Genomic DNA, 25,313 nt, shown 5'->3' with positions numbered 1-25,313 from the left:
CATTGCGCAACCCGGCGTGACGATCAGGAGAACACCATGCATTTCAGCGATCTCAGTGAAAAAGGTGGTACCAAGTTCAGCAAGCTGGCGCTTGTCGCCGCCCTCCACGTAGCAATCGGTGCGCTGTTTATCCACACCCTCAACAGCCGCGGGGTGGCCTTGCCCAAAATGCCGGAAGAGCTGATCGTCATGTTCACGCCGGAAGCGCCGCCACCACCGCCACCGCCGCCAGAGCCGCCCAAGCCGATGCCGAAGACGGCGCCGCCACAGGTAATCGCGCCGCCCGTTGAAGTGCCGGTGCAGCAGCCGCCGCCGCCGGATGCGGCGGCCGCCGTGGTATCGACCGAGACGGCGCCGCAGCCGGCCACCTCTGCGGTGGCCGATCCCGGTCCGGTGGCGCCGGCGCCAACCAGCGGCGTGATGCGCACCGTCGCGCTGGCCGACGCCAGCGGCTGCGCGACGCCCAACTATCCGGTGCGGGCGGCGCGCAACAACGAAAGCGGTACGGTGACCCTGGCGCTGCTGGTCGGCACCAACGGCCGCGTGAGCGATTCGCGCATCAAGTCGTCGAGCGGTTCGCGGGAGCTCGATCGCGCGGCCATTGCGGCGCTGTCGACCTGTACTTTCAAGCCGGCCATGAATGGCGGCGTCGCCGAGCCCGGGTGGGCGCAGATTGCTTATGTGTGGACGCTGGAATAGTTTGGCGTTCGCGTGAGCGCCAGTCCCCCTGCTGCTGGCGCTTGCAGAAGGGGGCACTGGCACCGCAGGTATATGTCCCCATTTTGAATATCCGCCCTGCCGGCCCTGCCGGCTTTTTTTCGGCCCGCGCTCCTCGACGGCGCCCTCTCAACCCACTAGGATCGACATGTTGACCAAGTTATGGATCGCACTCGCGCTCGCCCTCGCCGCCCTGGGCGCCATCGTCGTCCACGTCGCTAGCAGCGACAAAGCGCTGCCGTCCCCCGTGCTATCGCGCGCCATGCACGACGTCGCGGTCCTCGCCAGCGCGCCGCGCCCGATCGCCAGTGCCGCCAACGGCGAGGCGCGTGCCCACATCATCAGTGAGCTCACGGCGATGGGACTGGCCCCGCAGGTGCAAACGGCGCTGGCGCAGCACGACACCATCGACCGCCGCCGCAACCTCGAGGTGGCGCTCGGCATGGTCCATAACGTCGTCGTCCTGATTGCCGGCAGCGCGCCCGATCACGCCAGCCGCCCTGCCCTGCTGCTGGCGACTGCCTACGACAGCGGCGCCCGCAGTGTCGGCGCCGGCGCCAGCGCGGCGCCCACCGCCGCGCTGCTCGAAGCGCTGCGCCTGTTCACCGGCATGCCGGCGGTGGCCAACGACATCGTCGTGCTGTTCGCTGACGGCGAGCAGGTCGGCGGCCTCGGTTCGCGCGCGTTCGCCAGCGCGCACCCGCTGGCCGGACGCATCGGCCTGGTGGTCCGCTTCGACGGTGCCGGCAGCGAAGGGGCGCCGCTGCTGGTCCACGCCAGCGGCGGCAGCGCCGCCGCTGCCGTCCACGGCTGGGCCACGGCCACGCGCGCGCTCGACGGCGGTGCGCACGGCGCCGCCGCCCTGCAGGGGCTGTATCAAACGCTGCCCGGCATCCAGATGGGCGCGCTCGCCACATTGGGCAGCGCCCGCCTGCAGCTGGCCAATGTGGCCGGCGCCAATGGCGGCGGGCTCGGTTCGCGCGACACCGTGGCGCGGCTGGCGCCGGCCACGCTGGTGCAGACGGCGGCGACCATGCTGGCGCTGGCGCGCCAGTTCGGCGATGGCGCGCCCTTGAGCGCAGCGGCGTCTGCACAGACTGCCAGTGGCGGCGTGGCGCCAGTCCTGTATTTCACTTTGCCGCTGGTCGGCGTGGTCAGTTACGGCGTCGACGCCGTCTGGACCTTCACCCGGCTGGCGTGCCTGATGCTGCTGATCGTCTGTGGCCTGGCGGTGCAGCGAGGCGAAGTGAGCGTGCGCGAGATCATCGACGCCGCGCTCGGCTTTGTCGCCATCGCCGCCGTGCTGGTGCTGGCCGCGGCCCTCGTATGGGGTTTGCTGCCGTCGCTGCACCGTGGCTATGATGCCCAACACTACGGCGCCGGCAGCGCCGACTGGTGGTTCGTCGGCGCCTACAGCGCGCTCGGTAGCGCCCTGTTCGTGCTGCTGCAGCGGGGCTTTCGCCGCGTGATCGGGCAGGCAGCGGCGGCGCTCGGGCCGCTGCTGGCGGCCAGCGTGTTGCTGCTGGTGCTGAGCTGGCAAACACCGCAGGCCAGTTACGTGCTGGTGTGGCCGCTGATCGGCACCCTGCTGGCGTATGGCCTGCTGTATGCGCCACGGGCGGCCCGCCTGCCCGCCAGCGGCCGCGTCGCCGTGCTGGGCGCCGGCGTGCTGCCGGCGCTGCTGATTATCGGCCCGCTGCTCAAGGACCTGTATTTGATCACTTCGCCCGAGCACAGCGAACTGCCGATGCTGGTGCTGGCGCTGCTGCTGGGGATGGCCAGCGTGCTGCTGACGGCGCAGCGCCGTTTTATTGTGCGTGGGCTGGGGCTGGCGGGGCTGGCCTGCCTGGGCGTGGCGGGCGCCGCCGCACCGTACGGCAGCGCGCCGCTGCCGCAGCCGAACCGCATGGTGTATCTGCAGGATGGGGCGACCTGGCGTGCTTACTGGATGATGACGGCGATGCCGCATCTGCCGCATATGCCCGATGTGCCGATGGACGCCTGGGCGCGCGCATTCTTCCCCGCCAGTGCCAGCGCCCGCGTGCAGGTCGATGCGTTCGGCGCCAACAGCCGGCCCGTGTGGCTGGCGCTGGCGCCGCGCGCGGGCATCACCGTACCCGCACTGACGGCGCTGAGCGACAACGACGACGGCAGCCGGCGCCAGCTGCGCTTTCGCCTCGACAGCAAGCCATCGGTGCCAGCGATCGATGTGAGCGTGCGCGGCGCCGACGCTTTTCGTACCAGCGTCAACGGCCGCCTGCTGTCGCAGCAGCGCAGCGCCAGCTATACCCTGCACCTGTATGGCATGCAAGGCCAGCGCCTCGAATTTGCCTTCGATGTGCAGCCTGATAAACGGGTAGAGATCGACGTCGATGAACGCACGCCCGGCCTGCCGGCGCAGGCGGCTGCGGCACGGCCGCCGGGTCTGTCGCCACCGCTGACGCCGATGACGGCGACCACCATCGCCAGGGATCGTTTGGTCTTCCGTTAGGGGAACAGTCAGGCGGGTACAATAACAGCCTATCCCAGTAGGATGGGGAAAGCCGGTAGCGATGCATGGCCAGCGCGGGCAAGGCGCGCGGAGGCGGCATGGCCCGCCATGCAACGACGAGCAACGCAGTCCCCGCTTGTCGGGCGCGCTAACGGCGGCTCCGTACGACTGGCATAGGCTCTAAGTGCCAAGACGATTATTGGTATTTCATTGACCCTTTGTTTGCAGGCACCCATGCGCACGCTGATTTTTTCGATTGCTGTCCTTTCCACCGGCCTGGCCGCTGCCGCGGTTGTTGTGCCGACGGTCCAGGAGACGCCCCTGCGCGCCCACCTGCAATTTCTGTCGAGCGACTTGCTGGAAGGGCGCGGCACCGGCCAGCGCGGCGCCGACCTGACCGTCAGCTACCTCGAAACGCAAGCGATGGCACTCGGCCTGCGTCCCGCCAATGGCGCCAGCTTCCGCCAGAGCGTCAAGATTGCCGGCGTCAAGGCGCTGCCCGACGACAGCGACGTCGCCATCGACGTCGGCGGCAAGCCGCAGGCGCTGGTGTTCGGCCGCGACTGGGTGTGGGCGCCTGGCGACGCCAAGGCGCAGCACCCGATGAATGCCGAACTGGTGTTCGTCGGCTACGGCATCAGCGCGCCCGAACTGGCGTGGGACGACTACAAGGGTATGGATGTGCGCGGCAAGGTGCTGGTGATGATGGTCAACGATCCGATGCCCACCGCCGCCGAGCCGGAGCGTTTTAATGGCAAGGGCCTGACCTACTACGGCCGCTGGACCTATAAATTCGAGGAAGCCGCCCGCCATGGCGCCGCCGGCGTGCTGCTGATCCACACCGATGCATCGGCCTCGTACGGCTGGAGCGTGGTGCAAAACAGCTGGATGGCCGAGCGCTTTCAGCTGGCCACCGGCGCACCCGGTAGCGGCATGCAAGGCTGGATGACCGAGGCCACCGCACAGGCGCTGTGCAAGGCAGCCGGCCACGACCTCGACATGCTGCGCGCCGCCGCCGAATCGAGCACCTTCAAGCCGGTGCCGCTGGGCGCCCGCGTGCGCGGTGAAGCCGTTGCCAGCGTGCGCATGATTGAACAGTTCAATGTCGCCGGCATCGTGCCCGGCACCGATCCGACGCTCAAGGACGAAGTGGTGATTTATAGCGCCCACTGGGATCACCTGGGCAAACAGGGCGCCGGCGGCGACAATATTTATAACGGCGCCGTCGATAATGCATCCGGCTCGGCCGCCTTGCTGGCGATGGCGCAGGAAGCGGTCAAGGCACCTGCCCGCCGCAGCCAGATGTTTTTGTGGGTGGCCGCCGAAGAGCAGGGATTATTGGGTAGCGCCGCGTACGCCAGCGCGCCCCTGTGGCCGGTCGCCAAAACGGCCGCCAATCTCAATCTCGACAGCTTGAACTGGGTCGGCCGCACGCGCGACATGGGCACCAGCGGCAGCGAGCGCACCGAGCTGGGCGCGATGGCGGCAGCCACCGCCAGGGCCATGGGCTTGACGGTGGCGGTACCGAAGCCCGACTTATCGGGCGGCTACTTCCGCAGCGACCATTTCTCGTTTGCCAAAGCGGGCATCCCGGCGTTTTCCGTCGGCGGCGGCAGCGATTACGTCAAGGACGCCGAAGCTGCCACCGCGCGCCGCAAGGCGTATGGCGACGAACGCTACCACCAGGTATCCGATGAATACGATCCCAATTGGGATATGTCGGGCATGGTGCAGCAGGCGCAATTTACCCTGAACCTGGGCCGCATGGTGGCGAATGCCGCCAAGATGCCGGCATGGAAGGCCGGCGATGCGTTTGGCCGGGTCAGGGCGGGATCAAACTAAGCGCATGGTTTAGATGGGGTGATCGCCTTCCGCCAGCTGGGCGCGGCGAAACTGCCCCTGGCGCTCGAACATCCAGCCCGGATACTCGGGCGCCAGCGCGCTGGCGCCATCGATGGCGGCCAGGTCTGCCGCGCTGAGCGTCAGAGTGGTGGCGGCGATATTGTCTTGCAGCTGTTCGAGCCGCTTGGCACCGATGATGACGCTGCTCACTTGCGGCTGCTGCAGCAGCCACGCCAGGGCGACGCGCGCCACCGATACGCCATGGGCGGCAGCGATCGGCTGCATGGCATCGATGACTTGCCAGCCACGCTCCTTGTCGACCGGCGGGAAATCGAAGGCGACGCGGCGGCTGCCCGCCTCTGCCTGTTGATTGCGGCTGTACTTGCCGCTCAATAAGCCGCCCGCCAGCGGGCTCCACACCATCAAACTCAAGCCTTCGCTTTTGAGCATGGGGATCAGCTCGCGCTCGAGGTCGCGCCCGGCCACGCTGTAATACGCTTGCAGCGACTGGAAACTGGCCAGGCCAAGGCGCTCGGAGATGCCAAGTGCCTTGGCGATCTGCCACGCCGCCCAGTTCGACACGCCGATGTAGCGCACGTGGCCATGCTGCACCAGGGTGTCGAGCGCGCGCAGGGTTTCTTCAATGGGGGTGGCGGGGTCAAAACCGTGTACTTGGTAGAGATCGATGTGATCGAGTTGCAGGCGCTGCAGGCTGGCCTTGACGCCATCGATGATGTGGCTGCGCGACAGGCCGCGCGCATTGGCGCCCGTGCCCATGTCGCCAAACACCTTGGAGGCGATCACCACGTCGGCGCGGGCGATGTGCAGGTTCTTGAGGGCCTGGCCGAGGATGGTTTCGGCGGCGCCGCCGGCGTAGACGTCGGCGGTGTCGATGAAATTGATGCCGCTATCGATGGCGCTGCCGATCAGGGTTTCGGCGTCGCCCTGGCCGAGCTGGCCGATCTTGCCCCACATGTCGTCCTGGCCGCCGAACGTCATGGTGCCCAGGCACAGTTCTGATACAAATAAGCCGGTCTTGCCAAGTAAATGATGCCGCATGGTGGGTCGCTCCGCTGGAAGGGTTGGCCGGATCGAACGCTCGTCCGGCACCACCCAAGCATAGCGCCATGCGGCGATGTCTGCTCTGCAGGACGGCAGTTGTGCGAAGCAACAAACGCCAGTGCGGCGACGCTTGTAAAACAGCCTGGCGGGGCGAAAAATTTCGCACGGCCAGGCTGTTTGATCGGCACACGACCGATGAAAAAATCTTAAAAATCGAGCATGACGCCGGCGCCCAGCGATTTTTGCGCATAGTTATAGTCGATCAGGCTCTGGCCATAGCCGGTGAAGCCTTGCACGTAGGCTTTCAGATTGGTGACGACGGGGATCGACACGCCCACCTGCAGGGCGCCATGGCCGGTGCTGAAATTGCGGCGCAGCAGGGCCGAGTATTCGTAGCCGCGGTTGTAATAGACCACCTTCATGTCGCCATGGCCCATGAAATCGGTGATGTCGATGTTGTCATTGTCCGACTTGGCGCTGTCGAGCCGCTTCCAGATGCGCGTGGTCAGCTGCAGGTCGCCGCTTTCCAGGCCGATCGAGGCGTAGGCACGGTTCCAGCTGCGCGACAGGGTGGTGCCCTGGCCGTTCGACTGGTGCGATGCCCCCAGCGAGACATAACGGATGTTGACGGGACCGAGCTGCTTGTTGATCGGTAACACCGCCATCACTTCCGGCTGGTAATTGGTTTCACGGAAGGGACTCGAATACTTGCGGGCATAGGCCTGCCAAAAGCTTTGCTGGGTGTAGGCCGCCCACAGATCGATCGGGCTGCCGGCGATGCCTTCGATAACTTTCGATTTAAAACTGAGCTGGTAAGTCAGTTCGACGTGCTTGGCCTGGTAACCTTGCGGCACGAAGCCGGTGTATGGCCGGTCATTGGTGGCATTGCTCTGGTTGGCGAGCAACAGGTAATTTTCGCGGAACGGCCGCACCGCATAGACGCCGCGGTTGGCTTCATTGTTGAGCTCCCAGTCCTGGCTCATGCGGGAAATCGGCGTGGCTGGTGCCAGCACCTTGACGCCCGGCTTCGATGGCATGGCGGCGGCCACCGCGTTGGCCGCTTCCGGCGAAGCGCTCGCCGGTACGCCGACGGCCAGCTCGGCCTTCTGCAATTCCTTGGCCAGAGAATCGTAGCAACCGAGGCGGGCACTGGGGTCACCCAGCACGGCGCAGCGTTGCAGATATTGTTCAGGTTCGGCGGCGTGCGCGTGCGCGACGGTCAGCAAGGCTGCCGTGCACCAAAGGCGGGGAGTGAGTTTCATGGAATCTGTTGTGGACAATGGAATGGGCGCAAGTATATCCACAATTCACTTTTTGTGATGTCACAACAATTAACAAGTGTGCGACTTAATTTGACAAACAGGTGATATTGCAAGAAACAATTGACACCAACGAAAAGGCGCCCGTGGGCGCCTTGGCGTTTTCAGCTGGAGCACTCAGTGCAAATCGAATTCCGCCGGGCTCATGCCCAGTTCGCGGATGATGCGTCCCGCTACGACTTGCTCCTTGGCATCGAAGTCGCCGTCCGACGCCGCCACCGCGATGATCATGCGCACCAGCAGGCGCGACGCCTCGGCGTTCGATTTCATCTTGTGCAGCGCCTGGTAGGCTTTTGCTTCGCCGATATCCTTGTCGAATTCGAGCTGACCGACATAGTCCTGGAAGGACTTGATGACGTCATTGGTGGTGAAGATGGACAGCGCATCGTTGTTCTCGATGAACTTGATCATTTTTTGCTTCTCTTCCGCACTGACGCTGCCGTCAGCCATCGAGATGAGGGCGCAACCGGCCATGGCGGCGCTGAGGAAGTCCTTGTTTTTGTACTTCAGGGCTTCCGTTTTGAGCTCGCTGGCCTTGCTCTTTAAACGCGATAAGAAAGTATCGAAACTCATTGGCTAACTCCGCGCGTGGTGATCGAACCCTGATCTTACGCGCCAACGGGGAAAAGGCGCCGCACCGCTGCCATCACGTCGCGGCGCGACCGCTGTGCCTATTGGATACGCCCGCAGACCAGGCGCGCACCGCCACCGCCGAGCGGTGCCGGATGGTCGGCATGGTTGTCGCCGCCCACATGGACCATCAGCGAGCGGCCCTTCAGATCGGCCATCTTCAGGCGCGGCGCCAGCACCGGGTTGCTGGCGTTGCCCGAGGCGTCGACCGCCAGCGCCGGCAAATCGCCCAGGTGGCCATCGGCCCACGGCAAGCCGTGGCGCTTGCTGCCCAGCGGATCGTAATGGCCGCCCGCGGCCAGGCCGGCCACCATCTTGCCGTCTTTTTCGCCATCGGCGCAGCTATTGTTTTCGTGCACGTGGAATCCGTGCAAGCCGGCGGGCAGTCCCGTCAGCGCCGGCGTGAACACCAGGCCGTAAGGGCTTTCGCTGACCACCACGGAACCGACCGCGCCATCGCCCGGCGCGCCCAGCATTTTCATGGGAATGGTGAGCTCCGCGGCAGTGGCGGCGCCAACAGCACAGGCAAGTGCCAAGGCAATTGCGCTTCGGCATGGCAGGTGAATTTTCATCGTGAACCTTTCGAGGTGACGCAGGGGGAGCGATATGACAATCACTATACGAGACAACGTTACGCACAGTTACAGTCACTGTCAACCGGCGCAACCGAAGCGTCACCAATCGGCCATCGTCGCCGCTCCGGTCCGGCTGCCATGGCGCTGCGATCAGATCCTCGGCGCCGGCCTGACGGCATGAAAAGCTGGCGCCAGCGTGCAACAGCGAACAGACACAGCTGTTTTACTGACGGATTTCTTTACATATTTCAGCAAGGAAATTAACAGATATCACTTAAGTGTTTGTTAAATAAGGCAAACATGTTTTAGGCACGAAGATTGCTTAAAGTCGCGCAGGCAGCGTCGCACCATGCCACCTCTCATCCAAAAAAATAAGGGTCGTCAAAATGAAAATTACCATCAATCGTACGCTCGCTGCCATCAGCCTGGCATGTGCCTCCCTCACCGCGCACGCTGCACCTGTCACGCTCAACACGGGCCTGATCAAGATGGGCGTGGCAGACAATGGCGGCCTCGGCGCCGGTAGCATCGGCCTGATCGGCCCTAGTGGCGATGCCATCATGCCTGGCTGCCTGTGCGAAGGCTGGGGCGCCTCTGGCAATGGCAGCAGTGGCTACGTCTACGGCCTGGCCGGCACCAACATTGCCTCGGCACTGACCACCACCACCACAGCAACCGGCGCTGGCCTGGCGGCACAGTCAGTCGTCAAGCTGAACAATGGCCTGGTGATCACCCAGACCTACAGCTCGGCCGCTGGCGGCAAGCTGTTCGGCGTGAATGTCATGCTGACCAACTCGACGTCCTCGACGATGAGCGATGTGCGCTATGCGCGTACCATTGACTGGGATGTCACCCCTGGTTACTACGCCAACAATTACACCACCGTCTACGGCGGCACCGCCACCGGCCCAGGCGGCAAAGTGTTGACCACCTCGACCGATCCATTTGCCGTGCCCGATCCGCTGGTCAGCCGTACGCAGGACAAGAATCTGAACGTCGTCGATTCGGCCGGCGACAAGGGCGGTTTCTTTGTCTTTGGCTTCGGCAATCTGCTCGCTGGCAACTCGGTCTCCTTCGACTCCTTCATCGGTGCCGATAGCAGCGTTTCCGGTCTGCTGGCCGCACTCGGTTCGGTTGGCGTCGAGGCTTATTCGTACACCACCGGCAATACGCCGGGCACCGACGGCTACGCCCACGCGCCTGCCTATGGCTACGGCTTCCGTGGCCTCGACCTGGCGCCATCGCTGCCGGGCGGCGACGTGCCTGAGCCGCTGTCGCTGGCATTGGTTGGCGTGGCCCTGCTGGCCGCCGGCGCCGCCCGTCGTCGCGCCTGAGAGCCTTGCTCCAGCGCCTGACAAGCGCGCTCGTCACCATGCCGTTCAGTTCAATCTGAACGGCATTTTTTTTGGCGCCAAGCCACCACCGTGCGCGCTCCGGCAGAGCGCACGGCTGCGCGGCCGTTCAGGGCTGCAGCAATGCCGGCAGGATGGCTGTCGTCAGCAATTTTTCGCTGAGCGGGTGGGCGCCGCGCACCTGGAAATTGGTGGTGGTGATGACCACCACCGCATCTTGCGCGGGCAGGACGAACACCTTGTTGCCGCCCGATCCCGCCATCCCGTAACTGCTCACGGTGAGTCCATCGACCTTGAACGACTGCAGCCACCACAGGTAGCCATAGTCAATCCCCTCGCGCGCATTCGCATGGGGCGCGATCGAACGGCGCACCCAGTCGGCGGCGATGACTTGCTTGCCCTCCCAGCGGCCGCCATTGAGGTAGAGCTGGCCCAGCTTCATCAAGTCGCGGCTGCGCAGCTGCAGGCCGCCACCGGTCATCGCCGTGCCCTTCGGCTGGAACTGCCATTTGACCTTGTCGATGCCGAGTGGCGCAAACAGGCTGGCGGCGGCAAAGTCTGGCACGCTGCGACCACTGACGCGTTCGAGCAGCGGACCGAGCAGCGTGACGCCGGCCGTACAATAGCTCCACGCGCGCCCATACGGCGACTGCGCCGGGCCCGGCTGCCAGTCGGGAAAACCCTTGATGGGCAGGTCGACCACGAAGCGGCTCCAGTCTTCCACCAGGTACATGCGCTCTTCATTGCCGCGCGAGAGCTGATTGTCGTCGTCGCACTCGAGCAGCGAGCTCATGGTGAGAAAATCTTCGACCGTGATGCGGTCTTTGCGTGGATCGGCATGCGCCAGCGGACGCAGTTCGGGAAAATACGGCAAGACGGGGCTGTCGAGGCGCAGCAGCTTGCGCTCGACCGCCAGCCCGACCAGCATGCCGGTGACCGTCTTGGTGACGGACCGGGTATTGCGCAGGGCTTCGGCGCCTTCCTTGTCGAAATAGTGTTCGTAGACCAGCTTGCCACCGCGCGCCACCACCACGCTGGTGATCTCCTTGTAGGTGCCGGCCTCGATGGCGGCGGTGACGGCGTCGAACTGGTCGGCGCGGGCATCGGTGGTGGCCAGCAGCAGCGTTGACAAAACAATCGGCAGGAATCGCGACATAGGGTACTCCGGTCAGTTAAAAAAGCCCAGTCTAGTGAGCGCGGGTGGGCATCGTCTTGGACGTTTGCAACATCCGGTTCCGATAGGTGCTTGGCGTCATCCCATACACGTTCTGGAACGCGCGGTTCATGTGGCTCTGGTCGGCGAAACCGGCCATGAGTGCCACCTCGGCCATCGCCGCCGCCGGGCGACGCAGCAAGCCACTGGCGTGCTCGAGGCGGCGCCAGCGCAGCAGCTCGCCCGGCGAACAGCCCCAGGCCTGGCGGAACACGCGCGCCAGGTGCACCGGATGCACGCCGAGCAGGCCGGCGAGGTCGGCAATGCGCAGGTGGCGCTCGCTCGCCATGTCCACGACGGCGGCGTAGGCCCGGTGCGCCCAGGCGGGCAAGGCGCGTGCGCTCTGGTTGGCGGCGCTGTGCAGGCTGGCCAGCAGATCCCAGCCGCGTGCTTCGAGCAAGGCTGCATCGGCACCAGCGGCGCCAGCGCCCATCTCGCGGGCGATGCGGAAGGCGGCAGCGACGCTGGCCGGGGCGCTCAGCACGCAGGCTTGCTGTTGGGCGGCCTGCAATTCAGGGGCGCCGCCCAGCACGGCGGGATCGAGCGAGACGGTCAGAAAACTGCCCTTGCCATCAAGGAAACGGTCGCGGTGCGTGGTAGCGGCCGGATTGAACACCAGCGTGGGCGCGCAGGCGCGGGTCGGCGCATGACGCGCACTGGAAATATAGACGCCGGAAAGCACCAGCACGAAATGGGCGTCGTCATGGCGATGGGTGGCCACTTCGTCTTCGCTGCGGGTGGCATCGAGGCGCCGGATATCGAACACCTGGCCGCTGGTGCCATGCTGCAGGTCGCCGTAAAACTGACCGGAATGAAAGCGGATTGGTTGTGCCATCGGCCGATCATACGAGCGGGACAGCGCGCCGGCACCGGTTAAGCGACCAGTGGCTTGGAGCGTGGGACGAATGGCTGGCAGGCGGGGATCAGCGGATATCAGCGGCGCGCTGGTGGATGCTTGTTCGACCCCGGCTTCAACGCCAGATTGCGCGGCGCCTGCGGGCCGAAACCGTTCCCTTCAGTGTTTTTTCGCAAAATTGGCGTTCTGGACAGCGATGGCGTGCGCGCCATCGGTCAGCGTGTCGTTGTCTTGGCAACTTGGTGCCGTGAAAGTCAGTCCGAATACACTGTCAGAAACACACAGCCAGTTGGACTATGAAAGTATGCATCGGTGGTCCCGGTCGCGGCCACGGCAGCCCAGCCGGCTGATAGCGCCTGACCTTCTTGCACGGCAGCGCCTTCAATCAAATAAATGAATTCCGGGCCTCGATGGCGGTGCAAGGGAAACGAGGCACCCGCGGCAAAACGCACCAGTTGCATGGATTGGCCATCGCTGCTGCCCAGATCCTTGACCTCGATCCCCTCGGCAAAAGTTGACGGTCGCCACGCCAGGGCGTTGGCATCGTTGAATTGGTAGTGCATGCTCACTCCGAGAACGGTTGTCATGGAGGCTGCTGCTGGCAGCATGGCATAAGCCCGGTAGAAATTATAGTCAAAAAAACGGCGCCCGCGGGCGCCGTTTTTTGTAGCTGACTAGAGGATTACTCCTCGTCACCCAGATGGACCGCTGCAGCATTGCTGTCTTCCATTGCTTGCAACTCCGAAGCCATATTGGCCTTCTCTTGTTGCAGCAAGGCAGCGCGCTCTTCCACTTCCCACGCTTCTTTTTCTTTCTTCGCGCGGTGGAATGCCAGACCCGTGCCGCCAGGGATCAGACGACCAACGATGACGTTCTCTTTCAAACCACGCAGACCGTCGCGCTTGCCCATGATGGCAGCTTCGGTCAGGACCCGGGTGGTTTCCTGGAACGATGCAGCCGAGATGAACGAGTCGGTCGACAGCGATGCCTTGGTAATACCGAGCAACACGTTTTCGTACGTTGCCGGGATCTTGCCAGCGGCGCTGACGCGGTCGTTTTCGTCCAGCAGTTCCGAACGCTCGACCTGTTCACCGACGATGTAATTGGCATCGCCCGCTTCGACGATCTGTACGCGGCGCAGCATCTGGCGAACAATCACTTCGATGTGCTTGTCGTTGATCTTCACGCCTTGCAGACGGTAGACGTCCTGCACTTCGTCGACGATGTACCGGGCCAGCGCTTCGATACCCAGCAAGCGCAGGATGTCCTGTGGATCGGCCGGGCCGTCCACGATCATCTCGCCCTTGTTGACCACTTGACCGTCGTGGACCAGCACTTGCTTGTCCTTGGTGATCAAGAACTCATGCTTGTTGCCATCCATGTCGGTGATTTCCAGGCGCTGTTTGCCCTTGGTCTCTTTACCGAAGGCGACAGTACCAGTGACTTCCGCCAGCATGCCGGCGTCTTTCGGCGAACGCGCTTCAAACAGCTCGGCAACACGCGGCAGACCACCGGTAATGTCACGGGTTTTTTGCGATTCAGTTGGGATACGTGCCAGCACTTCGCCGACCGACACCGACTGACCGTCTTTGACCATGATCAGCGCGCCGACCTGGAAGCCAATCGCCACACTGTGTTCAGTGCCGGCAATCTTAACTTCTTCGTTGGCTTCGTTGAGCAGTTTCACTTGCGGACGCAAGGTCTTGGTCAACGAACCGCGACGCTTGGCATCGATGGCTACCAGGGTCGACAGACCGGTGACTTCGTCGACCTGGCGAGCAACGGTGACGCCCTCTTCCACGTTCTCGAAGCGCACGGTACCGGCGTACTCGGTAATGATCGGACGGGTCAGCGGATCCCAGGTTGCCAGGGCCGTACCGGCCTTGATGACCAGGCCGTCCTTGACGATCAGGGTGGCGCCGTACGGCACCTTGTGACGCTCACGCTCACGGCCATGGTCGTCGGTGATCAGCACTTCGCCGGAACGGGAAATGACGATCTGCGAACCCTTGCCATTGGTAACGTAACGCATGGTGGCAGTAAAGCGGATGGTACCGTTCGACTTCGCTTCCACCGACGATGCCACTGCCGCACGCGACGCTGCGCCACCAATGTGGAAGGTACGCATGGTCAGCTGGGTACCTGGCTCACCAATCGACTGGGCAGCGACCACACCGACGGCTTCGCCAGTGTTGACCAGCATGCCGCGGCCAAGGTCACGGCCGTAGCACTTGGCGCACAGGCCGAAGCGCGTGTCGCAAGTGAGCGGCGTGCGCACCTTGACTTCGTCGATCGACAGGCGTTCGACTTCTTCGACCATGTCTTCGTCCAGCAGGGTGCCTGCTTCGTACAAGGTTTCCTGGGTTTCAGGGTTGACGATGTCATGCACGTTGACACGGCCGAGGATACGGTCGCGCAGCGCTTCGATGACTTCACCGCCTTCGACCAGTGCCTTCATCACGGTGCCATTGCTGGTACCGCAATCGTCTTCGATGACGACCAGATCCTGCGTCACATCGACCAGACGACGGGTCAGGTAACCCGAGTTCGCCGTTTTCAGCGCGGTATCGGCCAGACCCTTACGGGCGCCGTGCGTCGAGATGAAGTACTGCAACACGTTCAGACCTTCGCGGAAGTTCGCGGTGATCGGCGTTTCGATAATCGAGCCATCCGGCTTGGCCATCAGACCACGCATACCGGCCAGCTGGCGAATCTGGGCTGCCGAACCGCGCGCACCCGAGTCGGCCATCATGTAAATGGCGTTGAACGATTCCTGGGTCGACTTGGTACCGTCGCGGCGGATGACGTCTTCCACTTTGAGCTGGTCCATCATGGCCTTGCCGACTTCGTCCGAGGTTTTGCCCCAGATGTCGACGACCTTGTTGTAACGCTCGCCAGAAGTGACCAGACCGGACGAGTACTGCTGCTCGATCTGTTTGACTTCCTGCTCGGCGGCAGCAATCAGCGTCGCCTTTTGTGGCGGCACCAGCATGTCGTCGACGGCGATCGAAATACCGGCGCGGGTTGCCAGACGGAAGCCCGACTGCATCAGCTTGTCGGCGAAGACGACGGTGGCACGCAGACCGCACTTGCGGAACGACGTGTTGATCAGCTTGCTGATTTCTTTCTTTTTCAGGGCGCGGTTGAGCACGCTGAAAGGCAGACCCTTCGGCAGAATTTCCGACAGGATGGCGCGGCCGACGGTGGTTTCGTAACGCGTGACAGTGCGCACGAATTCTTCGGTCTCGGCATCTTTCGGGTTTTCCACGATCCGCACAGTAATGCGGGTGGTCAGCTCGACTTCCTTGTTGTCGTAGGCGCGGATCACTTCCGACACGTCGGTGAACAACATGCCTTCGTTCTTGGCGTTGATGGCTTCACGGGTGGCGTAGTACAGACCGAGCACGATATCCTGCGACGGCACGATCGACGGCTCGCCGTTCGACGGGAACAGGATGTTGTTCGACGCCAGCATCAGGGTACGCGCTTCCATCTGCGCTTCGATCGACAGCGGTACGTGGACCGCCATCTGGTCACCGTCGAAGTCGGCGTTGAATGCGGCGCAGACCAGTGGGTGCAGCTGGATCGCCTTGCCTTCAATCAGGACCGGCTCAAACGCTTGAATGCCGAGGCGGTGCAGCGTCGGTGCGCGGTTGAGCATGATCGGGTGTTCACGGATCACGTCTTCCAGGATGTCCCACACCACCGGTTCTTGAATTTCTACGAGCTTCTTGGCAGCCTTGATCGTGGTCGCCAGACCCATCAATTCAAGTTTATTGAAAATGAAGGGCTTGAACAGCTCGAGGGCCATCAGTTTGGGCAGACCGCACTGGTGCAGTTTGAGCTGAGGACCGACGACGATGACGGAACGACCCGAGTAATCGACGCGCTTGCCGAGCAAGTTCTGACGGAAACGGCCGCCTTTACCCTTGATCATTTCAGCGAGCGATTTGAGCGGACGTTTATTGGCACCGGTCATCGCTTTACCGCGACGGCCATTGTCCAGCAACGAGTCGACCGCTTCTTGCAGCATCCGCTTTTCGTTGCGCGTGATGATTTCTGGCGCGCGCAGCTCCATCAGGCGTTTCAGGCGGTTGTTGCGGTTGATGACGCGGCGATACAGGTCGTTCAGGTCGGAGGTCGCAAAGCGGCCGCCGTCCAGTGGGACCAGTGGACGCAGTTCTGGCGGCAACACCGGCAGCACTTCCATGATCATCCAGTCCGGCTTGATGCCCGAACGTTGGAACGCTTCCAGCACCTTCAGGCGCTTGGCGTATTTCTTGATTTTCGCTTCCGACTTGGACTCTTTGAGTTCCACGCGCAGCGCTTCGGCATCGCGGTGGATGTCGATCGAGCGCAGCAGTTCACGAATGCCTTCGGCGCCCATGAAAGCAGTAAAGTCATCACCGTACTCTTCGTACTTGGCGGCGTAGTCGTCTTCCGACATGATCTGGCACTTTTTCAGTGGCGTCATGCCGGGGTCGGTGACCACATAAGCTTCGAAGTACAGCACCCGTTCGATGTCCCGCAGGGTCATGTCGAGGACCATGCCCAGACGCGACGGCAAGGACTTGAGGAACCAGATGTGCGCGGTCGGCGACGCCAGTTCGATGTGGCCCATGCGCTCACGACGCACCTTGGCCAGAGTCACTTCGACGCCGCACTTTTCGCAGATCACGCCGCGGTGTTTCAGGCGCTTGTATTTGCCGCACAGGCACTCGTAATCCTTGATTGGGCCAAAAATCTTGGCGCAAAACAGGCCGTCACGCTCCGGCTTGAAGGTGCGATAGTTGATGGTTTCCGGCTTTTTGACTTCGCCGTAGGACCACGAACGGATTTTTTCAGGCGACGCCAGGCCAATCTTGATGGCGTCGAAGGTTTCATTCGTTTGAACTTGCTTGAATAGATCGAGCAGTGCTTTCATGTATCACTCCAGAGGTGATTAAACTTCTATACCTTTAACCAAACAGCAGGGGGACTGGCACGCGCGCAGCGCGGTGCCGGTCCCATGTCTGCTATTTAATTACGCTCGAGGTCGATGTCGATACCCAGCGAGCGGATTTCCTTCACCAGCACGTTGAACGATTCCGGCATACCGGCTTCGATCACGTGATCGCCCTTGACCAGGTTCTCGTACACCTTGGTGCGGCCGTTCACGTCGTCCGACTTCACAGTCAGCATTTCCTGCAAGACGTACGATGCGCCGTATGCCTCGAGTGCCCACACTTCCATCTCACCGAAGCGCTGGCCGCCGAACTGGGCTTTACCGCCCAGTGGCTGCTGCGTTACCAGCGAGTACGGGCCGGTGGAACGGGCGTGCATCTTGTCGTCGACCAGGTGATGCAGCTTGAGCATGTGCATATAGCCAACGGTGACCTTGCGCTCGAACGCTTCGCCGGTGCGGCCGTCATACATCGTCACCTGGTTCTTCGATGGCGTCATGCCCAGCTTGGCGGCGATGGCGTCAGGGTAAGCCAGATCGAGCATGCGGTGGATCTCGGACTCGTGTGCGCCGTCGAATACTGGCGTGGCAAATGGCACACCGTTCTTCAGGTTGCTGGCGAGCGACATGATTTCGTCGTCAGTGAAGCTGTCCAGATCTTCCGTCTTGCCCGTCTCGTTGTAGATGGTATTGAGGAACTTGCGGACCTCGATGACCTTCTGCTGCGATTTGAGCATCTCGCCGATGCGCAAGCCCAGACCTTTGGCAGCCCAACCGAGGTGGGTTTCCAGAATCTGACCAACGTTCATCCGCGATGGCACGCCCAGCGGGTTGAGCACCACGTCTGCCGGCGTACCGTCCGCCATGAATGGCATGTCTTCGACCGGCACGATGCGCGAGACCACACCTTTGTTACCGTGACGACCCGCCATCTTGTCGCCCGACTGCAGGCGGCGCTTGACGGCCAGGTAGACCTTGACCATTTTTTGCACGCCAGGCTGCAGCTCATCGCCCTGGGTCAATTTTTTGCGCTTCTCTTCGAAGGCCAGATCGAACTGGTGACGCTTCTCGGCGATCGATTCCTTGATCGCTTCGAGCGCGGTCGCAGCGTCGTCGTCGGCAGGACGGATGTCGAACCAGTGGTATTTGTCCAGATCGTCGAGGTATTCCTTGTCGATCTTGGCACCCTTGGCCAGCTTTTTCGGGCCGCCATTGACGACTTTACCGATCAGCATTTTTTCCAGACGCTGGAAGGCATCGCCTTCGACGATCCGCATCTGGTCGTTCAGGTCGAGGCGGAAACGCTTGAGCTCATCATCGATGATCTGCTGGGCGCGCTTGTCGCGGACGATGCCTTCACGGGTGAACACCTGGACGTCGATGACGGTACCGATCATGCCCGATGGCACGCGCAGCGAGGTGTCCTTGACGTCCGATGCCTTCTCGCCAAAGATGGCGCGCAGCAGCTTTTCCTCAGGGGTCAGCTGGGTCTCGCCTTTTGGCGTGACTTTACCGACCAGGGTGTCGCCTGCTTGCACTTCGGCACCGATGTAGACGATGCCCGATTCATCGAGACGCGCCAGCTGGTTTTCCGCCAGGTTGGAGATGTCGCGGGTGATTTCTTCAGCGCCCAGCTTGGTGTCACGTGCGACCACCGACAACTCTTCGATGTGAATCGAGGTGTAGCGGTCGTCCTTGACGACGTTTTCCGAGATCAGGATCGAATCTTCGAAGTTCAGACCATTCCATGGCATAAACGCCACCAGCATGTTCTGACCCAGCGCCAGTTCGCCCAGGTCGGTCGAAGCACCGTCAGCGATGACGTCGCGCTTGGCCACGCGATCGCCCACTTGCACGATCGGACGCTGGTTGATGTTGGTGTTCTGGTTCGAACGGGTGTACTTGATCAGGTTGTAGATATCGACACCGACTTCACCCGCATGTGCTTCGTCGTCGTTGACGCGAATGACCACGCGGCCGGCATCGATGTAATCGACCACACCGCCGCGCAAGGCCTGCACGGTGGTGCCGGAGTCGACTGCCACGGTGCGTTCGATACCGGTACCGACGAAGGCTTTTTCAGGACGCAGGCAAGGTACGGCCTGGCGCTGCATGTTGGCACCCATCAATGCGCGGTTCGCATCATCGTGTTCAAGGAACGGAATCAGCGAGGCTGCGACCGAGACGATCTGGCCTGGCGCCACGTCCATGTACTGGATGCGCTCTGGCGAGACGAGGATCGTTTCACCGGCTTCACGGGCCGACACCAGTTCATCGGAGAGCGTACCCTCGGACGAGATGGTGGCATTGGCCTGGGCGATGATGTAGCGACCTTCTTCGATGGCCGACAGGTAATCGATCTTGTCGGTGACCATGCTGTTTTCGACCTTGCGGTACGGCGTTTCCAGAAAGCCGTATTCGTTCAGACGGGCAAACAGTGCCAGCGAGTTGATCAGACCAATGTTCGGTCCCTCAGGCGTTTCGATCGGGCACACGCGGCCGTAGTGGGTCGGGTGCACGTCGCGCACTTCAAAGCCGGCACGTTCGCGCGTCAGACCGCCGGGTCCAAGCGCCGATACACGGCGCTTGTGGGTGATTTCCGACAGCGGATTGGTCTGGTCCATGAACTGCGACAGCTGCGACGAACCGAAGAATTCACGGATCGCGGCCGAGATCGGCTTGCTGTTGATCAGGTCATGCGGCATCAGGTTGTCCGCTTCGGCCTGGCCGAGGCGTTCCTTGACGGCGCGCTCAACGCGCACCAGGCCGGCACGGAATTGATTCTCCGCCAACTCGCCCACGCAACGCACGCGACGGTTACCCAGGTGATCAATATCGTCGACTTCGCCGCGACCATTGCGCAGTTCCACCAGGATTTTAATCACGGCCAGGACGTCGTCGTTCGACAGCGTCATGGCGCCGGTCAGTTCATCGCGGCCGATACGGCGGTTGAACTTCATGCGGCCGACGGCCGACAGGTCGTAGCGCTCAGGGCTGTAGAACAAGCCGTTGAACAGCGCTTCGACCGAGTCTTCCGTTGGTGGCTCGCCAGGACGCATCATGCGGTAGATGGCCACTTTGGCAGCCATCTGGTCGGCGGTGTCATCGATACGCAGGGTTTGCGAGATATAGCCACCCTGGTCGAGATCGTTGGTGTAGAGGGTCTGGATGTCGCTAATGTCAGCATCACGCAGTTTGCCCATGACTTCTTCAGTCAACTCATCGTTGGCGGACGCGACGATTTCGCCGGTCTCCGGGTCGACGATGTTTTTGGCCAGCACGCGGCCCAGCAGGTAGTCTTCAGGCACGGAAATGTGCTTGATGCCAGCCGCTTCGATGTCGCGCACGTGCTTGCTGTTGATGCGCTTGTCTTTCAAGACCAGCGCTTTGCCGTCCTTGTCGACGATGTCGAAACGGGCCACTTCGCCGCGCAGGCGCTCGGCGACGAATTCCATTTCCGCGCCTTCGGAGCGCAGCTTGAAATTGTCGAAGACGAAGAAATTGGCGAGGATCTGCTCATGCGACATGCCGATTGCTTTGAGCAAGATCGTCACCGGCATTTTACGGCGACGGTCGACACGGAAGAACAGGATGTCTTTCGGGTCAAACTCGAAGTCCAGCCACGAACCGCGGTAAGGAATGATACGCGCCGAGAACAGCAGTTTGCCCGACGAGTGGGTCTTGCCGCGGTCGTGCTCAAAGAACACACCGGGCGACCGGTGCAACTGCGACACGATAACGCGCTCGGTGCCGTTGATGACGAACGAACCGGTGGTCGTCATGAGCGGCAATTCGCCCATGTAAACTTCCTGTTCCTTCATTTCCTTGACCACCGGCTTGGTCGGCGATTCCTTGTCCAGGATCACCAGGCGCACCTTGGCACGCAGAGGCGAGGCGAACGTCAGACCACGCTGTTGGCATTCCTTGACGTCAAAGGCAGGATCGCCCAGGACATACGACAGGAATTCGAGACGCGCAAAACCATTGTGCGACACGATCGGGAAAATCGAGGTGAAAGCCGACTGCAGGCCGTCATTCTTGCGGGTCGACGGAATGGTGTCGGCTTGCAAGAAATTCTCGTAGGATTCAAGCTGGGTAGCCAGAAGGAAGGGAACGTTGTGAACGTTGGCGCGCTTCGCGAATGATTTGCGAATGCGTTTCTTCTCAGTAAATGAGTAGTGCATGGACACTCCGTGAGTGACTAAAGGATGAGAATTCAGGATTTTCCAGCGGCGCGGGGCGTTGGAAAGGCCTCAAGTCTCGAACTTTCGTCAGATGAAAAGAAGGTAGTTCTTGCTCGCATGTGGGACAGACCCAAACCCATGCTATTTACTTATCAAACAGGGACGACAAAAGAGCCAAAGCCCGTTTTCCCCTCTCTCGAGGGGAATCCGCTAGCTTTGACTCTGGCGCTACCAAGCGCCCGGTACGACAGTTTACACCAATTACTTGATTTCGGCTTTGGCGCCTGCATCTTCCAGCTTTTTCTTGCCGGCTTCTGCGTCTGCTTTCGAAATTGCTTCTTTGACCGTCTTCGGTGCGCCGTCGACCAGGTCTTTGGCTTCTTTCAAGCCCAGACCGGTGATTTCGCGGACAGCTTTAATGACGCTGACTTTGTTCGCGCCGAAATCCGACAGGATCAGGTTGAATTCAGTCTGCTCTTCGACAGCAGCAGCTGCGGCGCCGCCAGCTGCTGGAGCCGACATTGCTGCGGCGGACACGCCGAATTTTTCTTCGAATGCTTTGACCAGGTCGTTCAGGTCCATTACGGACATTTCGCTAACTGCTGCCAGGATGTCGTCTTTGCTGATTGCCATTTGAAACTCCTAATTGTTTTGAATAGATTGATTACTTGAGAAAAAAGACAGCAACTGCTTAAGCAGCTGCTGGGGCTTCTTCCACTGCTGCTTCTTCTGCAGGAGCGGCGCCTTCGCCTTTTTTCGCTGCCAGGGCAGCCAAACCACGTGCAAAGCCCGACACCGGAGCCAGCATGACGCCCAACAACTGCGCAATGAGAACTTCACGGCTAGGAATGCTTGCCAGCGCGGTAACAGCGTCTTTATCGAGCGCTTTACCGGCATAGTTACCCGCTTTGATGACCAGCTTGTCATTGCCTTTGGCAAATTCAGCGATCACTTTTGCAGCTGCAACGGCATCTTCCGAGATCGAGTAGATCAACGGACCGACCATTGCATCGGCGAGCGAGGCAAACTGCGTACCCTCAACGGATTTGCGAGCCAGCGTGTTCTTCAGAACACGCAGGTACACACCCTGGGCACGCGCTTTGGCACGAAGTTGCGTCAAGTGACCAACCTGGATGCCACGATATTCGGCCACGACGATCGTTTGCGCAGTTGCTACTTTTGCGGAAACCTCGGCGACGACGGCCTTTTTGTCATTCAGATTGAGACCCACGGTCAACCTCCTTAAATGATGCGCGGCAAATGCCTTGCATCGGTTCGAACACGGCGTCCGAAGTTAAGAAGACCAAAGAGTAAATGAATTCACGCAACGGACTACAAAACTTGCTCGGGTGCACCATCTGCGTTGGGTCAGCTCTTTTAACCTCCACCTGACTGCGGCTTCGGCCCAACGGTCTTTGATTGTCTGGCCGGTGAAGCGAACTGCACCGACCATCCCAAAGATATGCCCGCAGCTTGCGCTGCAGGACTTGATTCTTTATGCCAACTGAAGGCTTACGCCGACAGCGAAGCCTGGTCGACGCGCACGCCGGCGCCCATCGTCGACGACAGTGCGACCTTGCGCAGGTACACGCCTTTCGAGGTGGCTGGCTTGGCTTTGTTGAGCGCTTCGATCAGGGCAACCAGGTTGCTCTTCAGATCGGCGTCGCTGAACGACTTGCGGCCAATGGTGGCGTGGATGATACCGGCCTTGTCGGTACGGTACTGGACCTGACCGGCCTTGGCGTTTTTCACCGCGGTAGCGACGTCAGGGGTGACGGTGCCGACCTTCGGGTTAGGCATCAGGCCGCGTGGGCCCAGGATCTGACCGAGGGTACCGACGATACGCATGGTGTCTGGCGAAGCGATGACGATGTCGAAAGGCATGTTGCCAGCCTTGACCATCTCGGCCAGATCTTCCATACCGACGATGTCAGCGCCGGCGGCTTTGGCCTGCTCGGCTTTTTCACCGGTGGCGAACACCGCGACGCGCACGGTCTTGCCGGTGCCAGCTGGCAGCACGACGGAACCGCGGACGACCTGGTCCGATTTCTTCGGATCCACACCGAGCTGCACCGAGACGTCGATCGACTCGTTGAACTTGGCGGTGGCGAATTCCTTGATCAGGGCCACTGCATTGTCGAAGCCATACGACTTGTTACGGTCAACTTTGGCCTTGATTGCTTTAAAGCGCTTGGAAATTTTAGCCATGATTAAACACCCTCTACCGTGATACCCATCGAACGGGCCGAACCGGCGATGATGCGCACTGCAGCATCCATGTCGGCGGCGGTCAGATCGGGCTGTTTCGTTTTTGCGATTTCTTCAGCTTGGGCGCGGGTCAGCGAACCGACTTTGTCGGTATGTGGCTTCGGCGAACCTTTGGTGATGCCGGCGGCTTTCTTGATCAGATAGGTCGCAGGTGGCGTCTTCATCACAAAAGTAAACGACTTGTCGGCGAACGCGGTGATCACGACCGGGATTGGCATGCCTGGCTCGACACCCTGGGTCTGGGCGTTGAACGCCTTGCAGAATTCCATGATGTTCAGACCGCGCTGACCCAGTGCTGGGCCAATCGGTGGGGATGGGTTTGCTTTACCAGCTGGCACTTGCAGCTTGATAAAACCAATGATTTTCTTTGCCATGATGGCTCCTATCAGGATGAGTAGTAGCGCCCCGCCGGAATTGCATTGGCAGGGCTCCTCTTGCCGGCTTCCGCGAATCTTTCAATTCGCGCCGCGCCGGTTGAAACGGTATTAAACTTTTTCGACCTGGCCGAACTCAAGCTCTACTGGCGTGGCGCGGCCAAAGATGGTGACCGACACGCGCACCTTGGATTTCTCGTAATTGACTTCTTCGACATTGCCGTTGAAATCGGTGAACGGACCATCCTTGATACGCACTTGCTCGCCCACTTCGTAGAGCACTTTTGGCCGTGGCTTTTCAACCCCTTCTTGCATCTGCTGCATGATCTTGTCGATCTCGCGGGCAGGAATTGGGGTCGGCTTGTTCGATTTGCCGCCGATAAAACCGGTGACCTTGCTGGTGTTTTTCACCAGGTGCCAGGTTTCGTCCGTCATTTCCATTTCAACCAGCACATAGCCGGGGAAGAAACGACGCTCGCTGACCGATTTGACGCCGTTCTTGACTTCAACGACTTCTTCGACCGGCACCAGGATCTGGCCAAACTGGTCTTGCATGCCAGCGCGCTCGACGCGCTCGGTCAGAGCGCGCATGACGCTCTTTTCCATGCCGGAGTACGCGTGGACCACATACCAGCGCTTGTTATTGACTGGAACGCTCAGCGGTGCCGCTTGCTGTGCCGCCTCGCCCTCAGGGACGCCGCTGACATCATCTTGCACATTTTCGCTCATTATTGTTTCCAACCCAGGATCACGTCGTACAACAGGAATTCCAACACCTTATCCGTGCCCCAGAGGAACATCGCCATCACCAGCACGAAGGCAAACACGATGCCGGTGATTTGCATGGCTTCCTTGCGGGTAGGCCATACGACTTTTTTCGTCTCGCGTACCGATTCCTTGGCAAAATTCAAGAAATCGCGGCCGGTCGCCGAAGCCCACAAAAGCGCGATCGCAACGACCAAACCAGCCACGAGTGCGGCAGCGCACATCAAAGCTGGTTTATTCTGGCCCTTCAGGTAAAAAAACCCGACGACGCCTGCAATCATGGCAACTACTGCCAGCGCTACCTTGAACTTGTCGTTCGACGTGCTGACGGTTTGCACGGATTGATTAGACATTTTTAACTTTCGGTGCCTGGCACCAGATCGGTGGCAGGGACGGAGGGCATCGAACCCCCAACCTTCGGTTTTGGAGACCGACGCTCTGCCAATTGAGCTACGTCCCTACGGTAAAGCTACAGTGGAATCGAAGATTGTATCATCACGCGGACGTGGTGGCAAATCTCCGACTTCCCTTTTCGACCGGCCAACGCCGGCCGAAAATTGCCCCAGGCGTGCGCCCAGGGCAGATTCCGACAAATTACTTGCTGGCTTCGCTCAGAATTTTAGCAACCACGCCGGCGCCGACGGTACGACCGCCTTCACGGATAGCGAAGCGCAGGCCTTCTTCCATGGCGATCGGGTTGATCAGCTTGACGGTGATCGACAC

19 protein-coding genes, 1 tRNA gene and 1 pseudogene are annotated in these 25,313 nt (G+C 61.2%); 4 read left to right on the top strand and 17 right to left on the bottom strand.

The window, feature by feature from the left end:
* Nucleotides 1-36 precede the first annotated feature (36 nt).
* From ACP7BZ_RS21205 to ACP7BZ_RS21195, 3 genes are all read left to right on the top strand, one after another.
* Nucleotides 37-699, top strand: a complete 663-nt coding sequence (locus ACP7BZ_RS21205) for an energy transducer TonB (protein WP_426116871.1) — start codon at nucleotides 37-39, stop codon at nucleotides 697-699.
* Nucleotides 700-865: 166 nt separating this feature from the next.
* Nucleotides 866-3,208, top strand: coding sequence for a M28 family peptidase (locus tag ACP7BZ_RS21200; RefSeq protein ID WP_426116869.1), 2,343 nt, complete (start codon nucleotides 866-868; stop codon nucleotides 3,206-3,208).
* A 234-nt stretch (nucleotides 3,209-3,442) separates the two neighbouring features.
* Complete coding sequence (locus ACP7BZ_RS21195) at nucleotides 3,443-5,050, top strand: M28 family peptidase (RefSeq protein ID WP_426116867.1); 1,608 nt, start codon at nucleotides 3,443-3,445, stop codon at nucleotides 5,048-5,050.
* A gap of 9 nt (nucleotides 5,051-5,059) precedes the next feature.
* Here the strand turns inward: ACP7BZ_RS21195 and ACP7BZ_RS21190 are convergent, their stop codons facing one another.
* The 4 genes from ACP7BZ_RS21190 to sodC form a co-directional block, all read right to left on the bottom strand.
* Nucleotides 5,060-6,109: an aldo/keto reductase gene (locus ACP7BZ_RS21190; RefSeq protein WP_426116865.1), complete on the bottom strand. Its 1,050-nt coding sequence runs from the start codon at nucleotides 6,107-6,109 to the stop codon at nucleotides 5,060-5,062.
* 209 nt (nucleotides 6,110-6,318) lie between these two features.
* On the bottom strand, nucleotides 6,319-7,374 hold the full coding sequence (locus ACP7BZ_RS21185) for a phospholipase A (RefSeq protein WP_426116863.1): 1,056 nt from the start codon (nucleotides 7,372-7,374) through the stop codon (nucleotides 6,319-6,321).
* Nucleotides 7,375-7,548: 174 nt separating this feature from the next.
* On the bottom strand, nucleotides 7,549-8,004 hold the full coding sequence (locus ACP7BZ_RS21180; RefSeq protein ID WP_426116861.1) for a tellurite resistance TerB family protein: 456 nt from the start codon (nucleotides 8,002-8,004) through the stop codon (nucleotides 7,549-7,551).
* Nucleotides 8,005-8,102: 98 nt separating this feature from the next.
* Complete coding sequence (sodC, locus tag ACP7BZ_RS21175) at nucleotides 8,103-8,633, bottom strand: superoxide dismutase [Cu-Zn] SodC (protein ID WP_426116859.1); 531 nt, start codon at nucleotides 8,631-8,633, stop codon at nucleotides 8,103-8,105.
* A gap of 389 nt (nucleotides 8,634-9,022) precedes the next feature.
* Here sodC and ACP7BZ_RS21170 point away from each other — a divergent pair, with 389 nt between their 5' ends.
* Complete coding sequence (locus tag ACP7BZ_RS21170; RefSeq protein WP_426116857.1) at nucleotides 9,023-9,970, top strand: PEP-CTERM sorting domain-containing protein; 948 nt, start codon at nucleotides 9,023-9,025, stop codon at nucleotides 9,968-9,970.
* A gap of 127 nt (nucleotides 9,971-10,097) precedes the next feature.
* Here ACP7BZ_RS21170 and ACP7BZ_RS21165 read toward each other — a convergent pair whose 3' ends face one another.
* The 13 genes and pseudogenes from ACP7BZ_RS21165 to ACP7BZ_RS21105 all read right to left on the bottom strand — a co-directional run.
* The gene (locus ACP7BZ_RS21165; RefSeq protein WP_426116855.1) at nucleotides 10,098-11,144 is read right to left on the bottom strand and encodes a serine hydrolase domain-containing protein; all 1,047 of its coding nucleotides are present in this window, start codon (nucleotides 11,142-11,144) and stop codon (nucleotides 10,098-10,100) included.
* Between the two features lie 31 nt (nucleotides 11,145-11,175).
* Nucleotides 11,176-12,036 carry a helix-turn-helix transcriptional regulator gene (locus ACP7BZ_RS21160; protein WP_426116853.1) on the bottom strand — a complete coding sequence of 287 codons (861 nt, stop codon included), beginning with the start codon at nucleotides 12,034-12,036 and terminating at the stop codon, nucleotides 11,176-11,178.
* Nucleotides 12,037-12,311: 275 nt separating this feature from the next.
* On the bottom strand, nucleotides 12,312-12,620 hold the full coding sequence (locus ACP7BZ_RS21155; RefSeq protein WP_426116851.1) for a cupin domain-containing protein: 309 nt from the start codon (nucleotides 12,618-12,620) through the stop codon (nucleotides 12,312-12,314).
* 119 nt (nucleotides 12,621-12,739) lie between these two features.
* On the bottom strand, nucleotides 12,740-16,981 hold the full coding sequence (gene rpoC, locus ACP7BZ_RS21150; protein WP_426116849.1) for a DNA-directed RNA polymerase subunit beta': 4,242 nt from the start codon (nucleotides 16,979-16,981) through the stop codon (nucleotides 12,740-12,742).
* A 95-nt stretch (nucleotides 16,982-17,076) separates the two neighbouring features.
* The gene (gene rpoB, locus ACP7BZ_RS21145; protein ID WP_426116847.1) at nucleotides 17,077-21,183 is read right to left on the bottom strand and encodes a DNA-directed RNA polymerase subunit beta; all 4,107 of its coding nucleotides are present in this window, start codon (nucleotides 21,181-21,183) and stop codon (nucleotides 17,077-17,079) included.
* Between the two features lie 261 nt (nucleotides 21,184-21,444).
* Entirely contained in the window at nucleotides 21,445-21,816 is a 372-nt protein-coding gene (gene rplL, locus ACP7BZ_RS21140; RefSeq protein ID WP_426116845.1) for a 50S ribosomal protein L7/L12, read from the bottom strand.
* A gap of 58 nt (nucleotides 21,817-21,874) precedes the next feature.
* On the bottom strand, nucleotides 21,875-22,414 hold the full coding sequence (rplJ, locus tag ACP7BZ_RS21135; protein ID WP_426116843.1) for a 50S ribosomal protein L10: 540 nt from the start codon (nucleotides 22,412-22,414) through the stop codon (nucleotides 21,875-21,877).
* Between the two features lie 281 nt (nucleotides 22,415-22,695).
* Nucleotides 22,696-23,391, bottom strand: a complete 696-nt coding sequence (gene rplA / locus ACP7BZ_RS21130) for a 50S ribosomal protein L1 (protein WP_426116842.1) — start codon at nucleotides 23,389-23,391, stop codon at nucleotides 22,696-22,698.
* A 2-nt stretch (nucleotides 23,392-23,393) separates the two neighbouring features.
* On the bottom strand, nucleotides 23,394-23,825 hold the full coding sequence (gene rplK / locus ACP7BZ_RS21125) for a 50S ribosomal protein L11 (RefSeq protein ID WP_099916524.1): 432 nt from the start codon (nucleotides 23,823-23,825) through the stop codon (nucleotides 23,394-23,396).
* Nucleotides 23,826-23,936: 111 nt separating this feature from the next.
* Entirely contained in the window at nucleotides 23,937-24,554 is a 618-nt protein-coding gene (gene nusG, locus ACP7BZ_RS21120) for a transcription termination/antitermination protein NusG (protein ID WP_426116839.1), read from the bottom strand.
* Complete coding sequence (gene secE, locus ACP7BZ_RS21115) at nucleotides 24,554-24,943, bottom strand: preprotein translocase subunit SecE (RefSeq protein WP_426116837.1); 390 nt, start codon at nucleotides 24,941-24,943, stop codon at nucleotides 24,554-24,556. The genes nusG and secE overlap by 1 nt, the downstream gene beginning before the upstream one ends.
* A 31-nt stretch (nucleotides 24,944-24,974) precedes the next feature.
* Nucleotides 24,975-25,050: transfer RNA gene (locus ACP7BZ_RS21110), tRNA-Trp, on the bottom strand.
* Between the two features lie 134 nt (nucleotides 25,051-25,184).
* Nucleotides 25,185-25,313 (bottom strand): annotated as a pseudogene (locus ACP7BZ_RS21105) (elongation factor Tu); the annotation flags it as partial.

It is taken from the genome of Massilia sp. PWRC2 (assembly GCF_049896725.1).
Taxonomy (GTDB): Bacteria; Pseudomonadota; Gammaproteobacteria; order Burkholderiales; family Burkholderiaceae_D; genus JAFCUW01.
Note: the sequence above shows the minus strand (reverse complement) of the source record. Positions and strands in the feature narration are given on the sequence as shown.